Origin of the sequence: Anaerococcus vaginimassiliensis (genome assembly GCF_900626155.1) — a bacterium.
GTDB classification, from domain to species: Bacteria; Bacillota; Clostridia; order Tissierellales; family Peptoniphilaceae; genus Anaerococcus; species Anaerococcus vaginimassiliensis.
The window spans coordinates 717,550-731,847 of the sequence record NZ_LR130844.1 but is presented as its reverse complement, the minus strand read 5'-3'; the positions used below and the strand labels follow the sequence as shown (position 1 = coordinate 731,847).

Here is a 14,298-nt window from a genome sequence, read left to right as displayed (position 1 = left end):
CTTAATTTCATTATCTTATTTTGCTTCTTCTACAACCTTAATTGTTTCGTCCTTGTCAAGGCTTGATCTAGCATAGATTGAGTATCCATCTTTTTCTACTACAAGATGTCTAAAGGAACCATCATCCCAGAATTTGCCGTCCTTATCGCCTACTTTTACATCTTCGCTATCTTCTGGCATAGTAAATAGCTTGTCAAATCTTTCTTTGTTGTCAGAAAGTTGAACTGTAATTTTCTTGGCTGGATTGTTCTTTTCACCAAATTCTATGGTTAGTAGGTCTTTTTTCTCATCTCTAAAGTTTTCTTCAAAGTTTTCTGGTAGGTAAGAATATTCTACATCATAAATTGGACTATCGAATTTCTTTTCTTCCTTGTTAGCGTCTTTGCTTACTTCTTTAGATTCTGTGGCATCTTTTTCTTCTACCTTGGTTTCTTCTTTTGTGTCTGTGGTTTCTTGATCAGTATTTGAACAAGCCATCAAGCTAAAAGCAAAAAGCACCGCCATTGCACTTGTTAGTATTTTCTTTGCCTTCATATTTTCTCCTTTACATGTCAATTCGCATTTAATTATACTAAATTTAAATCATGTAAACAAGTAGTTTTAAAGCTTTATAAGTTTATTTCTCTTAGAGTTTATTGTTATTTAGTGAAGATTTCCATATCTTCTTCGACACTTGTATTTCCTGCTATACCAAAGTTCTCAACTAAGAAGTCTACAACTGTTGGTGATAGGAAGGCTGGTAGAGTTGGTCCTAGGTGGATATTTTTTACGCCTAGGCTTAGAAGTGATAGTAAAACTATAACTGCTTTTTGTTCATACCAAGCTATGTTATATTCTATTGGTAGGTCATTTATATCATCAAGTCCAAAGGCATCTTTTAGGGCAAGAGCGATTTGAACAAGAGAGAATGAGTCGTTACATTGACCAGCATCTAATACTCTTGGAATACCATTTATATCTCCTAGACCTAGTTTGTTGTATCTATATTTTGCACAACCTGCAGTTAAGATTACATAATCTTCTGGTAGGGCTTTAGCAAAGTCAGTGTAATATGATCTTTCCTTGCTTCTACCATCACAACCTGCCATTACAACAAATTTTTTGATGTTTCCAGCATTGATTTTTTCTATAACCTTGTCAGCTAAAGCTAGGACTTGATTGTGAGCAAATCCACCAACAACCTTTGTATCTTCTAAGTTTGTTGGAGCCTTGCAAGTTTTAGCTAATTCTATTATTTCTGTAAAGTCCTTGTGTCCATTTTCATCTGCTTCTATATGACTTACTCCTGGATATCCTGCATTTCCTGTTGTAAACATTCTGTCCTTGTAGGTATTAGTTTTTTTCATTGGAACTATACAGTTAGTTGTCATAAGAATTGGGCCGTTGAACTTTTCAAACTCTTCGTTTTGGCTCCACCAGCTATTGCCGTAGTTGCCGTGGAAGTGGTCGTATTTCTTAAATTCTGGATAGTAGTTTGCAGGTAGCATTTCTGAGTGAGTATATATTTCTACTCCACTATCTTTACTTTGTTCTAGTAAATTTTTCATATCGTGAAGATCGTGACCTGAGATTAATATTCCTGGTTTATCTCCTGCAGAATAATCTACTTCTGTTATTTCTGGGTTTCCGTAGCTAGTTGTATTTGCCTTATCAAGAAGGGCCATAGCCTTTACTCCGTGACTACCAGTTTCCATAACAAGGTCTATTAGCTTGTTTATATCTGTGTAACCTTTTGTAGTTTCTTCTAGGGCCTTACAAATAAACTCGTCAACTTCATTATCTCTATATCCTAGGACATTTGCATGGTGGTTGTAAGCTGCCATTCCCTTTAGACCGTAGATAACTAGCTCTGTTAGAGATCTTTCATCTTCATTTATTATATTTAAAACTCCAACTTCGATAGCTTTTCTCTTTAGTTCTTCATCGTCATCTGAACTATATTTGGCAAATTTGGATAAGCTTTCTTTATCATCAATATTTTCTAATAGCTCATCTTTCATAGCTATAGTTTCTTTTACTATGGCAAGGATTGCATCTGTATCGAAGTTTGCATTTGTAATTGTTACGAAAAGGTTGTTTGATACCTTATCATAATATTTAGGGTCTACATTTTTACTATTATTAATAACTTCAGCGAGTCCCTTTGTTACAAAAACTAATAGGTCTTGCATGTTAGCAGTATCTTCATTCTTGCCACATACACCTCTTACTGTACATCCTTCATTCTTTGCTGTTTCTTGACATTGAAAACAAAACATATGTAACTCCTTTTTATTTTAATATCTTTCTTCTAACTATCACCATTATATAATAATTATATAGCTATTTCTGTAACATATGTTACAGAAAGTGAATTTTCTTTAAAAGTTAGTATATTAAATATAAGTAATGATATAAATAAAGGCAAAAAGGAGGCTTGTATGTCATTTTTAGATAAGATAAAAGGAGCATTTTCTTCTGATAAAAAAAGAGAAGAAATAAAAGACGACGCTAACGAAAAAATAGAAGATGTAAAAGAAGAAGTAAAAGAAACAGTAGGAGCAGAAGAAATCATCCTTGCACCAATTACTGGAGAAGTAAAAGACATCAAAGAATGTGTAGACCCAGTATTTGCCCAAGAAATAGTTGGCAAGGGTGTTGTAATAGTTCCAAGTGAAGGAAAAGTGTTTGCTCCAGTAGACGGCAAGATTTCCATGCTAGCAGAAACAGGACACGCTGTAGGAATCACATCTAAAAACGGAACTGACCTACTAATCCACGTTGGGCTAGATACAGTTGAGCTAGAAGGTAAACCATTTACAATCAAAGTAGCAAACGAAGCAGAAGTAAAACGTGGTGATCTTCTAATAGAATTTAACATCGACGAAATAAAAGCTAGCGGCAAGGAAACTCAATCTCCAGTTATAATAACTAATGCAGATGGCAAAACATTGGAAAAATTAAACTTAGGTCAAGTAAACCACGGAGATGATTTAATTAAGTTAAGCTAGAAGAATAATTGTTAGGACTGTTGCGGGACTCCTCAACAGCCCTTTTTTTATTGGAAAGGAGAATTATTTGAAACTAATAGCAGTAGATCTCGACGGCTCCCTTCTAACAAGCAAAAATAATCTTACAGACTTTACCAAAAAGACCCTAATAAAAGCTAGTAAAATAGGTCACAAGGTTGTAATCATAACCGGTAGAGATTATTATGCAGCAAGCTACGTTGGCGATTTGCTAGAATTTAGAAAATATGGCGGTCTTATCTCTTCATCAAACGGTGGCAATGTTTACTCTCCACGAGAAAATAAGACAATAATAAATCACACAATTGATTATATCTTAGCTAGGGAAATAATATCCTTCGGGAAAAATCTAGGATTTGATCTAATAATCTATCACGATGGAAAAATTCTTGCAGAAAAGAAAGATACCTATAGCCTAGAATTTCTAGCAAATAAAAACAAAATGTCCGTAGAAATCGAGCCTAAGCTAGGGGAGGATTTAAACTTTCCTGTAAATAAAATTCTCTTTACGGGAAAGCCAGAGATAATAGAAAAGAATAAAGAAAAGTTGGCAAAACAATTTGTAAATGATATAAATCCTATTCACGCCATGCCCCAATTTCTCGATTTAATGCCAAAAGGTATAAACAAGGGTAAAAGCATCCTTGAAATAGCTGATTATTATAAAATAGATCATAAGGACACTTACGCCTTTGGTGATGAAATAAATGATATTGAAATGATAAAAATGGCAGGTGTAGGTGTAGCCATGGGAAATGCATCAGAATATGTAAAGAATATAGCAGATTTTGTAACGAAATCTAACGATGAAGATGGCATCGCCCACTTTGTAAATGAATATATAATAAAGGAACAATAATGAAATTAATTGGATTAGATATTGATGGGACTCTCATCAATAGTAGAAAAGAAATAAGTGAAAAAACTAGAACCACCCTGATAAAAGCTATGAAAGAAGGCCACAAGGTAGTAATAGTTACAGGTAGACCCACTCCAGGAGCTAGAGAATTGGCAGATATTTTAGACTTTAAAAAATATGGAGGACTCCTTTCTACCTATAACGGAGGAGCAATCACAGATTGCAAGGAAAATAAAACACTGACAAGTCATCCTATGGATATGAAGCTTGCAAGAGAGATCGTAGCATTTTCCAAAGATTTAGACCTTGAAATTATCCTTCCTTACGAGGAAACAATCTATTCAAGATATAAGGGAAAATATGCAGTTTCTGAAGCAAAAAATGTAAACATGAACCTAGAGGTGGTAGAAAACTTAGAAGATATAGTTAACTTTTGCCCAAATAAAATCCTCTTTGCCCAAGATCCTGATAGAATAGATCCTCCAATCAAAAAATTAAAGGAAAAGTTCGGAGAAGAAACAGAACAAATGAAGTCAGCCAGATATTTCTACGAGGTAATGCCTAAAGGACCATCTAAAGGGAAAAGCCTATTAGAAATAGCAGAAATATTTGATATAGACCAAAAGGATATTATCGCCTTCGGTGATGAAATGAACGATATATCAATGCTAGAAATGGCAGGCGTTGGTGTCGCTATGGGAAATGCTGTCCCAAAAATCAAAGAAATAGCAGATTTCATAACTCTATCTAACGACGAAGACGGCATAGCCTATTATCTAGAAAAATTTGTTTTATAAAAATCTATTAGAAAATAACAAATAAAATCAGGCTGTTGACAAAGTGACAAAATCCAAAAGGAAGCGTTCCATTCAGAAGAAATTTTAAGAAATTCAAATCGAAATAATACGCCCGTAAATCGCACTGTTTGAGCATTAGCGAGTTTGCGATTTACAGTATTATGAGATTTAGAATTTCTAAATTTCTGTAGCTTAGTAAGCGTTTTTGGATTTTGTCTACGCTCTGTTTTTGTTATTAATAGAAACTTTTTAATCAACTGTTGGATTATAAATATTAGCAAAGGTAACTTTGTTATTATCATCAATGTCGAACTCTAAAACACAACAATTGCCAAAATACTTGCTATCTTCTGGATTTCTATTTTCAACTTTTCTAAGGTAATATAGCCACAAAACTCCACCATGAGCCACGCATAAAATATTCTTAGCATCTGTATTTTGTAAAATATTGTCTATCTCAGATGAAAATCTATCGCCTGCTTGTCTATCTGATTCTCCACCGAAAGGAACAAAAAAATCTTCATGGGTTATTTGCCCCTCATGTCTTGGTACCTTTTGAAGGTCCCTTCCATCTTTCCAAAATTCCATTCCTTAAGTCCTTTTCTAGGTTTAACTTCTAGATCTGATATAATATTTGCAGTATCTATCGCTCTTTCAGATGTTGAAGAGTAAAGTTCTTCTATCTTGATATTATTATCTGTGAAAAATGATCTTGTAATCTCAGCTTGTTTGATGCCCAGTTCTGTAAGAGGAGAATCGCACCAACCTTGAGTCTTTCCTCTTAGGTTAAATAAAGTTTGTCCGTGACGAACTAAGTATAATTTTCTCATAGTATCTCCTAAAAAAGCCTGCGGTATACATATTTATATCCCGCAGGCAGATTACTTATTTAATAAACTTAACTAAAATACCAGAATCAATCAGATCGAGCATCATTAGCTCATCTTCCTTTATTCTAGCTACTAAGTTTCTTTCTCCATCATTTTCAACTTTTCCTAAGGCTATTTCAACTTCACCAGCATAGTGTCTGTAGTTGTCATTAACTATCAAAACATCTCCTCGGTCAAAGTATTTTTTATCTGAAGTTCTAGGTTCAATAGCTCTTTCATCTTCTATTCTAGACATCCTCGATCTCCAGATAAATTCATTATTTCTCTCAATCGAAATGTGAGGTGCGAAGTTATAGAGTATATCCTTTTCTACATCGCTTACCTTCTCGTAAATCTCAGGTTTTAGCTGGATTATTTGTGATGAATTCACAGTAAAAGTTCCACTTTCGATACTTTCTTTTAATCCCTCATTACAAATATCAAATGAATGATTATCATAAACTTCTTTTAAGCTTTTTAACTCATCTTCACTAGCGTAGGCATTACCAATGATAATGTCATTGATTAGACCTGTGGCAAGTAAAATTCTCGCTTGAGTATCTATAGGCAAATACCTAAGCCTTTCTACTGTTGGTAGCCCATCTTTTGAGTCCCAAACTCCATGAGTGTTGGAATTATTTGAGCTAACAAAAGCTCCAATATTGACATCACCATAGCTTTTTAACTCAGCTGACATTTCCCTAAATACATCCCAACCAAATCCTGTATATCTTTGAGGATAGAAGTTGTAACAAACAAGGATATCTTCTGGGTTTGTGCCAGCTTTAACTAGTCCATCAACAACCTTGATATTAGAATTAAATTCAATATCTATTCCATATTTATTGTTCATGAGCTCAAAGTCTTTGTCTTTACCAAAACTTTGGTCCATTCTAAGTATGTCGACACCAATTTCAGAAAAAACTGATAAATCATCTATACTCGCATCTAGCCTTTTAAAAAGGTCTGGATTTACATCCAAATCCACGATCATTCCGTGTTTATGGGAGAAATCTATCAATTCTTCAAAATAATCTAGTACTTCTTCCTTGCTGCCTTCTACAGAAAACATAGATGAGAAAATCTTTTTGAATCCGTACTTAGATGAAAGTTCTATATATTTTTTTATATCTTCTAATGAACTAATATCTGGATATACTGAAATACCTAAAGTATGTTTCATTTAATCTCCTTTAAGATTTAACTAGTCTAAATCTTCTCCATTTGATGCTATAACTTTCTTATACCAATCAAATGATTTCTTCTTGCTTCTCTTTAGACTACCATTTCCATAATCGTCACGATCTACATATATAAATCCGTAACGTTTACTCATCTCGCCTGTACCAGCTGAAACTAGATCTATTGGTCCCCAAGTTGTGTATCCTAAGATATCTGCTCCATCTATTTCTACGGCATCTTTCATAGCCTTTATATGATCTCTTAGATAATCAATTCTGTAATCATCTTCCACATAACCATTTTCATCCGGATTATCTTTGGCTCCTAGACCATTTTCAACTACAAATAGTGGCTTTTGATACCTATCATAAATTTCGTTTATAGTTGTCCTAAATCCAAGCGGATCTATTTGCCAACCCCATTCTGTTTTTTCTAAATATTTATTATCAACTGTTCTAACAAGATTTGCAGAATCAAACTCTTGAGCATCGTGGGATATAGTTCTAGTTGTATAATATGAGAAAGAAATGAAATCTACTGTGTTTTCTCTAAGTATTTTTTCATCTTCTTCGCACATTTCTGGCATTATGCCTTTTCTTTCGTACTCGTTTAATTTATATTGTGGGTAGTAACCTCTTGATTGAACATCTACAAAGAAATAATTTTCTCTATTAGCTTGTTGAGCAGCAAATACATCTTCTGGCTTACAAGTTTGTGGGTAATAGGTTCCTGCAGCAAGCATGCAACCTATCTTTACTTCTGGATCAATTTCGTGAGCTATTTTTGTTGCATAAGCACTTGCAACTAGTTCATGATGTATAGCTTGAGCTCTTGTTTTTTCAACATCTTCACCCTCTTCGAAATATAAACCTGCGCCCATAAATGAAGCTGCCAAGATAACATTGATTTCATTAAAGGTTAGATAATATTTAACTTTACCTTTAAATCTAGTAAATATAGCAGTAACTAGGTTTTTATAAAAGTCAACTACTTTTCTATTTCTCCAACCGCCATATTCTTCTACAAGATGCATTGGGAAGTCAAAGTGAGTTATAGTAATAAGAGGTTCTATGTCATGTTTTAGACATTCATCTATAAGGTTATCGTAAAACTCAAGTCCCTTTTCATTTGGCTTTTCGTCATCTCCATTTGGGAAAATTCTAGTCCAAGCTATAGAAAATCTGTAAACCTTAAAGCCCATTTCAGCAAACAAAGCTATATCTTCTTTGTAAGAATGATACATATCTATAGAATGTTTTGCTGGATAAAAGTGGTCTTCATCAAAGTCAAACATCTTCTTTTGACCAGTTATAATAGCCTCTCTATCAGCTCCTACTGGACACAAATCTACATTTGCAAGACCTCTTCCATCTACATCATAAGCTCCTTCGCATTGGTTTGCAGCAGTCGCTCCTCCCCATAAGAAATTTTCTCTAAATGTCATTTCTCCTCCTATTAATTTATTGTTCAGATTCTAATTCTTCTTTATAAAGTTCGTTATCACGTTTTTTAAAGAAAGGATAATAAATCAAAGCATTAACAATAGCACATACTAGTGATAGAACTAAACCTTTCCAATCTCCACCTGTTGCTATAAATCCATTTATTCCTACAGGTGTTGGCCAAGGTTGTTGAGCAATTACAGGTCTTACTAAACCTGATGAGATAGCAAAATAAGCAATACTTCCTGATACCATTGGTGATACTAAAAATGGAACTGCAAAGTTTGGGTTGTAAACCATAGGTAAGCCAAATATGATTGGTTCATTTATTTGGAAGATTCCAGGTACTATTGAAGCTCTACCTAATAACTTTAATTGTTGAGATTTAGCAAGAAAAGCCATCATTATAACTAAACCAAGTGTAGCACCGGATCCACCATTATATGAAAAGGCATTCATGAACTCTCCAGCTAGAGGTATATGAGATCCTGAGCCATTTAACTCCATATTATATAAATAAATAGGGGTAAGTATTGAGCCTATTATAGTTGCACCGTGAATACCAACTAGCCATAAAGCTTGGATGAAAAGTATAATTATAATCATTCCTATCCATGATCCTGTTAGGTTAGCAACAAAACCAAATGGTATAGCAACTAATCCAAATATATCAGTTCCAAGTGATACGAGTATTCCATTTACCACTATAAATATAATTGAAATTACTATAACTGGTATCAAGGCAGAAAATGAGTTGGCAACACCTTCTGGAACAGAATCTGGCATTTTTATTCTGATATCTCTTTTTATAAAGAACTTATAAATATTTACAGTTACAAAACAAACTATGATTGCTGTGAATATCCCTGTAGCTCCAAATCTAGCTGGAGCATCTCCTATAGCCCAACCATTTATTATTCCTGCTTCTGCATCATTTACTTTAGATATACCTTCAGGTCCTTTTACTAGTTGAGGAACTAGCATAAAGAATCCAAATAATGATAAAAGCATTCCTGTGATAGGACTTAAATCTAAATCTTCTTCCTCTGCTATAAATCTAGTATATTCAAAACCTATAACCAACAAGAAGTATAGGGCGATTACTCCCATAGTAGCAACATTTGCTAACATGTATAAAGGAGTAACTTTATCAAAAGTGCTTGCATAAAAGCCTTCTAGCCCCGGAATAACCATAGGCAAAACGTTTAATACTAAAAATAGGGAACCAATTGTTACAAAAGATATGGATGCCATACCTGCAGATTGGATAGCTCTAACTAATTTATATTGAGATAGTTTAGTCAAAGGCCCCATCAAATATTTCTCTAAAAATTCAAACATAATTTCCTTCACTTTCTTTTTAAATTTTTGATTTTACTATAATCTTTATCTAATACTTCTATATACTTTTTATATGTCGAATCAGTATTTTCATATATCTTCTTGGATTTTATATATAAACTAACCGCTATAACAATCATTAGAAAATAAATGATATAAAAATACATTCTTTGCCCAAGATATGGGAAAAATATTTTATAATTACTAATAGATACAAAGGCCACTAGCAAAAGTCCGATTACGATAATAAAGTATATTTTTTTAGATCTGCTAATATCTACTTTCTTATCAGTAAATGACGCATATTGGTCTTTTACTGTAACAAGGATTAAAACCATAATGATTACTGGGATAAGTAATTGTAGATATTTTTCATAGACAAATAATCCTATACTCCAGTGTAAACACATAAAGAAAAGTAAGGCGTTTAGATATCTAAGAAGGGTGTACCTTCGTATCTTAAAACTTTTCTCTATCTTATCGTTTATTTTAGCCATTAGATGTTTTCTAGAACAATTTTTGCCATAGCTTCTACACCTGATGGTATTGGTGCGTAAGCATTGAATGGAACTTGAGCTAGTTTCTTGTTATTTTTTTCTGCTTTTTTGCTAAATTCATCAAATTTCATTCTTATTTGTGGACTAACTAGTATCAAATCATATTTATCTGATGTAAATACTTTGTCAGCAGATGCCACTGTTGTTGCGTCTACTTGTATATCTTCACCCTTTTCTTGTAAAAACTTAGTAGTCTTTTTTGCCATTACTGAAGAACTCATTCCTGCGTTACATATCAACATTACATTTTTCATATTATTTCTCCTCCATTTTTTGTAATTTTTTGTTTAATGTGATCCATCTTTTGGCATTGTCCATTGCCATTGTTGCCATTGTAAGGTGGTCTTGTGAGTGGACTAAGATGATATTTATATCAGATTTTTCACCGTTAGCTTCTTTGGTTAAAAGATCTGTTTGAACTTGGTGACATTCTAGAAACTCGTCGTTTGCCTTTTTTAATAGATCTTCTGCCTTGTCAAAGTCAAAGTTTTCTGCGGCATCCATAGCTTCACTAGATAAGCTTCTCGATTCGCCAGCGTGAACTATGATTTGAAAGGCTAACTCATACAATTTTTCATCATTCATTATTCTTTCCTCCTAAAAATATATTCATAAATTCGATTTTGTTATTGGACTTGATTGACTCGTAAATGAGTTCATCATTATTTAGATAATCTCCAAGCTTTTCATAGTAGGCATTCATATCTCCTATATCTTTTTTTACAAATAGTGAATATATAATATTTACATCTTTATCATTCCATTTGATAGCTTTTTGGGGTATTAGAATAATTGCAAAGCTTTCTACTTCGACTTGTTCGAGAATATGAGGGATTGCAACTTTTCCATAAGCGGTAAATGCCATCTTCTCTCTTTTTTCGTATTGATCTCTTATCTCATCTTTTGAAAGATTTGTTTTTTCAGATGCAATTTCCGACAATTTGTCTAAAGCTTCGCTCCTATCTTTTATATCAATATCTCTAACAAATATAGAGTTGATGAATATATTATTGATTTCAGCCATACCATCAATATTTATAGCATCTTCAATCAAGTCAAAATCTTTTTGTTTAAATATAACATCTACATAGACAATAGGTGTTCGAGTTTTTCCCTTTATTTCTATGGAAGATACTATGAAATCAAATTTATCTAAATTATAAAGGTCTAGTTTGCTAACATCTGTTAGAGTTATGCTGTTGATCTCTTCCTTATATCTTCTTTCTATTTGTGTTTTCATTATTTGAGCTGATGCATTACCTGATCCGCAAACTACCAAGATATCTCTTTTTTCTAAAAAGTTTCTCTCCATAGCACTTGCTATGTGTAGGGCAATATATCCGATCTCATCATCTGAAACCTTCTTTTTATAAATCTTACTTATTGGATTTGTAGCAATGGTTGCTAACATAAAGGCTATTTGATTTTTCTTGATATCTTCAAGTATCGGATTTTTCATAGTTAGCCCATATCGTAGTCTTTCAATAAGAGGACCAATGTGTAAGGAAAGGGCAAAGAATAAGTCTATATTAGATCTAAAATCATACTTGGTTACTTTGTATATCTCATCAATCATTAACTGGGCAAGCTCGGATATTTCTTGAGATACCTTTTCATAATTAGTAACTGCGTTTTTGCTTATAAGATGCATTGTCAAATACAAAATCTCATCCTTGGGAAATTCTATATAAAGCTTTCTGCTAAGTTCGTCAACAACTTTATTTGCAATATCAAACTCATCTCTGGATATGGCTCTTTTAGAAAGATCTTCAGGTAGATTTATATATTTTCCTTCTTTTATTCTTAGTATAGATATATAAATATGGATGACCAAATTCTTGAAATTTGCATAAGGCATGTAAAATGAATCCGGGAAGTCAATATCATTAATTATAGCTTGGATTTGTTTAAATAAATATTCTTTGTTATCTCCTCCAAATATCGAAGGATCCTCTCCGATTTCATTTCTAATAGCAAGCCTTATATCCTTCTCATTCCCTTTAATTTTCATCCCATAGTATGGTTTACTTATAAGCTCGATATTATAATCTTTTAATAGCTTTCTTACTTTCTTTATATCCTTATTTATCAAAGACAAGGAAACATAAAACATATCTGCAAGCTCTTGTTGTTTGATATATGAATTAGAAAATAAAAGCAATTTTAATATGTTTTCTATCCTGAAATCTTTACTTGGATTTTCTTGATGGAAATAAGCATATCTAAACCAATCATGCTTTAAGAAATTTTTAAATTTTTTCTTATCATTGATTATAAACTGATATCCTTTTCCAGGCTCAGATTCTACAATCGCCCCCTTCCCCCTAATATAGGAATTAAGAATAAGTATTTCTTTTTGAACAGTTTTAGAACTTAATTCAAGATGATTCCCAATTTCCTCTGAACTATGAAACTTATAATCACTTGTCAAAAAATCAAAAATCTCTTTTGTTCTAGTTTCTATCATCTTTCCACCTTTCAATTAAATTATATAAAATCCACAAAAAACCTCAACACAAACATTTTCCCTTTTAATTGAATTTGCTTTGTTAGGAGTTTTCGTCATAATTTAAAGCTTTATATGCCTTCTAGTAAAGAAGTAAAATTAATACAAGGAAATCTTTGTGTGGAGTTTATATATATTTATCTTATAATAAAATAAAGACGACTTACAATAGAAAGGAATATTATGGAAAAACTAATAGCCGTTGACATAGATGGTACACTTTTAACAGATGATAAAAGAATAAGCGATAAAAATAAAGAAGTTTTAAAAAAAATAAGAGAAGCTGGTCATAAACTTGTGATAGCAAGTGGAAGAGACTATAGCGGAACTACATTTCTAGCAGAAGAATTAGATTTTCAAAAATATGGAGGTTTCCTATCAAACTTTAATGGAGGTAGGATAACTGACTTTAAATCCAGAAAAATCATAGCAAATCACACCCTAAGTCTTGACTTTATGAGAGAATTTCTAGATTTTATAAGAAATATTGACATAGATATAATGATTTACTACGATGGAAAAATATATACAAATAGTATGGACACCTATTGGCTAAAAGAGACCGCAGATCAAACTAATCAAGAAATAGTCCTAAGAGAAAATCTAATTGACGATATAGACTTTGAACCCAACAATATATTGCTATCACAAAACCCTAATAGAATAGAAGAACCATCAAGGATAATCTACGAAAAATACAAAGACATAACCCATCAAGTAAGGTCAACCCCTTGGTATTATGAAATAATGCCAAAAGGCGTAAGCAAAGGTAAAAGTCTCTATGAAATAGCAGATATCTATAGTATCCCTTATGAAAATATTATAGCCTTCGGAGATGAAATGAACGATAAATCAATGATAGAAATGGCAGGAGTTGGTGTTGCTATGGGAAATGCAGTAGAAGGAATTAAAGAAATATCAGATTTCATAACCCTAACAAACGAAGAAGACGGTATAGCTTATTATTTAGAGAAATTTGTTTTGTAAGGAGAAGGTATGAAAATTATTCTAGCTGTTGATAAAAATTGGGGGATTGGTAAGGATGGGGAGATGCTTTATCATATTAAATCCGACCTCAAGCATTTTAAAGATACTACTATAAATAACATTTGCATAATGGGAAGAAAAACTTACGAGTCTATGGGTGGCGGTCTTTCTTCTAGGGAAAACTTGGTTTTATCTAGAAATAAGGATTTTAAGATTGATGATGGTTTGGTTTTTTCTAATCCAAAAGATGTCCTTTCTTATGTTAAATATAGTGACAAAGAAGCTTTTGTTATTGGAGGAGAAAAAATTGTAGAGATGTTTCTTCCCTATTGTGATGAGGCTATAATAACCAAAATTGATGGTGAAAAAGAGGCTGATACCTTCCTTCATAATTTTGACGATGATCATAGTTGGAAAGTCTATGAGAAATCTGATATTTTCACCGAAGATGGGGTATCTTTTGAATATGTGACATATAGGAGGGTTAAATGAGTGAAAAAATCGAAATTTTTGTAAGTGATAAGTGCCCAGATTGTACATTAATCATGGCAGATAGGACAAAAAATCCTGAGAAATATGAGGGAATTTCTTTTTACAATATTACAGAAAATATGGCAAACCTAAAGAGATTTTTGTATTTTAGAGATAGGCTAGAAGGTTACGAAGAGGCTAGGAAGGCTGGTAGGGTCGGTGTTCCTTCTAAGGTTATCAATGAGAGTGAAGTAGATTTTTTATAATTTAATTTAAAAC

The 14,298-nt window shown here is 32.7% G+C and carries 17 protein-coding genes; 6 read left to right on the top strand and 11 right to left on the bottom strand.

Annotated elements, in window-relative coordinates:
• Window positions 1–15: 15 nt before the first annotated feature.
• Together E0D87_RS03785 and hcp are read right to left on the bottom strand one after the other, a co-directional pair.
• Complete coding sequence (locus E0D87_RS03785) at window positions 16–534, bottom strand: DUF4367 domain-containing protein (RefSeq protein ID WP_130819411.1); 519 nt, start codon at window positions 532–534, stop codon at window positions 16–18.
• Window positions 535–638: 104 nt separating this feature from the next.
• Window positions 639–2,258, bottom strand: coding sequence for a hydroxylamine reductase (hcp, locus tag E0D87_RS03780; protein ID WP_130819410.1), 1,620 nt, complete (start codon window positions 2,256–2,258; stop codon window positions 639–641).
• 162 nt (window positions 2,259–2,420) lie between these two features.
• On the opposite strand from hcp, the gene E0D87_RS03775 reads away from it, so the two are divergent.
• The 3 genes from E0D87_RS03775 to E0D87_RS03765 all read left to right on the top strand — a co-directional run bounded on the left by E0D87_RS03775 (window position 2,421) and on the right by E0D87_RS03765 (window position 4,664).
• Complete coding sequence (locus E0D87_RS03775) at window positions 2,421–2,990, top strand: PTS sugar transporter subunit IIA (RefSeq protein WP_130819409.1); 570 nt, start codon at window positions 2,421–2,423, stop codon at window positions 2,988–2,990.
• Window positions 2,991–3,057: 67 nt separating this feature from the next.
• Window positions 3,058–3,867, top strand: a complete 810-nt coding sequence (locus E0D87_RS03770) for a Cof-type HAD-IIB family hydrolase (RefSeq protein WP_130819408.1) — start codon at window positions 3,058–3,060, stop codon at window positions 3,865–3,867.
• Entirely contained in the window at window positions 3,867–4,664 is a 798-nt protein-coding gene (locus E0D87_RS03765; protein ID WP_130819407.1) for a Cof-type HAD-IIB family hydrolase, read from the top strand. The genes E0D87_RS03770 and E0D87_RS03765 overlap by 1 nt, the downstream gene beginning before the upstream one ends.
• 249 nt (window positions 4,665–4,913) lie before the next feature.
• On the opposite strand, the gene E0D87_RS03760 is transcribed toward E0D87_RS03765, so the two are convergent.
• From E0D87_RS03760 to E0D87_RS03720, 9 genes are read right to left on the bottom strand one after another with little or no spacing between them, the layout of a single operon-like run.
• On the bottom strand, window positions 4,914–5,252 hold the full coding sequence (locus E0D87_RS03760; protein ID WP_130819406.1) for a histidine phosphatase family protein: 339 nt from the start codon (window positions 5,250–5,252) through the stop codon (window positions 4,914–4,916).
• Entirely contained in the window at window positions 5,192–5,494 is a 303-nt protein-coding gene (locus E0D87_RS03755; RefSeq protein ID WP_130819405.1) for a histidine phosphatase family protein, read from the bottom strand. Before E0D87_RS03755 ends, E0D87_RS03760 begins: the two co-directional genes overlap by 61 nt.
• A gap of 55 nt (window positions 5,495–5,549) precedes the next feature.
• A complete protein-coding gene (locus E0D87_RS03750; RefSeq protein ID WP_130819404.1) occupies window positions 5,550–6,716 on the bottom strand; it encodes a MupG family TIM beta-alpha barrel fold protein in 1,167 nt (388 codons plus the stop codon).
• A 21-nt stretch (window positions 6,717–6,737) separates the two neighbouring features.
• Window positions 6,738–8,159, bottom strand: coding sequence for a 6-phospho-beta-glucosidase (locus E0D87_RS03745; protein ID WP_004834672.1), 1,422 nt, complete (start codon window positions 8,157–8,159; stop codon window positions 6,738–6,740).
• A 16-nt stretch (window positions 8,160–8,175) separates the two neighbouring features.
• Window positions 8,176–9,498, bottom strand: a complete 1,323-nt coding sequence (gene celB, locus E0D87_RS03740; RefSeq protein ID WP_130819403.1) for a PTS cellobiose transporter subunit IIC — start codon at window positions 9,496–9,498, stop codon at window positions 8,176–8,178.
• Between the two features lie 8 nt (window positions 9,499–9,506).
• Window positions 9,507–9,995, bottom strand: coding sequence for a hypothetical protein (locus tag E0D87_RS03735; protein WP_130819402.1), 489 nt, complete (start codon window positions 9,993–9,995; stop codon window positions 9,507–9,509).
• Window positions 9,995–10,309, bottom strand: a complete 315-nt coding sequence (locus E0D87_RS03730; protein ID WP_004834721.1) for a PTS cellobiose transporter subunit IIB — start codon at window positions 10,307–10,309, stop codon at window positions 9,995–9,997. The genes E0D87_RS03735 and E0D87_RS03730 overlap by 1 nt, the downstream gene beginning before the upstream one ends.
• Before the next feature lies 1 nt (window position 10,310).
• Window positions 10,311–10,640, bottom strand: coding sequence for a PTS lactose/cellobiose transporter subunit IIA (locus tag E0D87_RS03725; RefSeq protein WP_130819401.1), 330 nt, complete (start codon window positions 10,638–10,640; stop codon window positions 10,311–10,313).
• Complete coding sequence (locus tag E0D87_RS03720) at window positions 10,633–12,522, bottom strand: BglG family transcription antiterminator (RefSeq protein ID WP_130819400.1); 1,890 nt, start codon at window positions 12,520–12,522, stop codon at window positions 10,633–10,635. Before E0D87_RS03720 ends, E0D87_RS03725 begins: the two co-directional genes overlap by 8 nt.
• A gap of 222 nt (window positions 12,523–12,744) precedes the next feature.
• Between E0D87_RS03720 and E0D87_RS03715 the strand changes: the two genes are divergently transcribed.
• Genes E0D87_RS03715 through E0D87_RS03705 form a run of 3 tightly spaced genes read left to right on the top strand, consistent with a single transcriptional unit; the run spans window position 12,745 to window position 14,285 of the window.
• Complete coding sequence (locus tag E0D87_RS03715) at window positions 12,745–13,548, top strand: Cof-type HAD-IIB family hydrolase (protein ID WP_130819399.1); 804 nt, start codon at window positions 12,745–12,747, stop codon at window positions 13,546–13,548.
• Between the two features lie 9 nt (window positions 13,549–13,557).
• Window positions 13,558–14,040: a dihydrofolate reductase gene (locus tag E0D87_RS03710; RefSeq protein ID WP_130819398.1), complete on the top strand. Its 483-nt coding sequence runs from the start codon at window positions 13,558–13,560 to the stop codon at window positions 14,038–14,040.
• A complete protein-coding gene (locus E0D87_RS03705; protein ID WP_130819397.1) occupies window positions 14,037–14,285 on the top strand; it encodes a hypothetical protein in 249 nt (82 codons plus the stop codon). Before E0D87_RS03710 ends, E0D87_RS03705 begins: the two co-directional genes overlap by 4 nt.
• Window positions 14,286–14,298 lie beyond the last annotated feature (13 nt).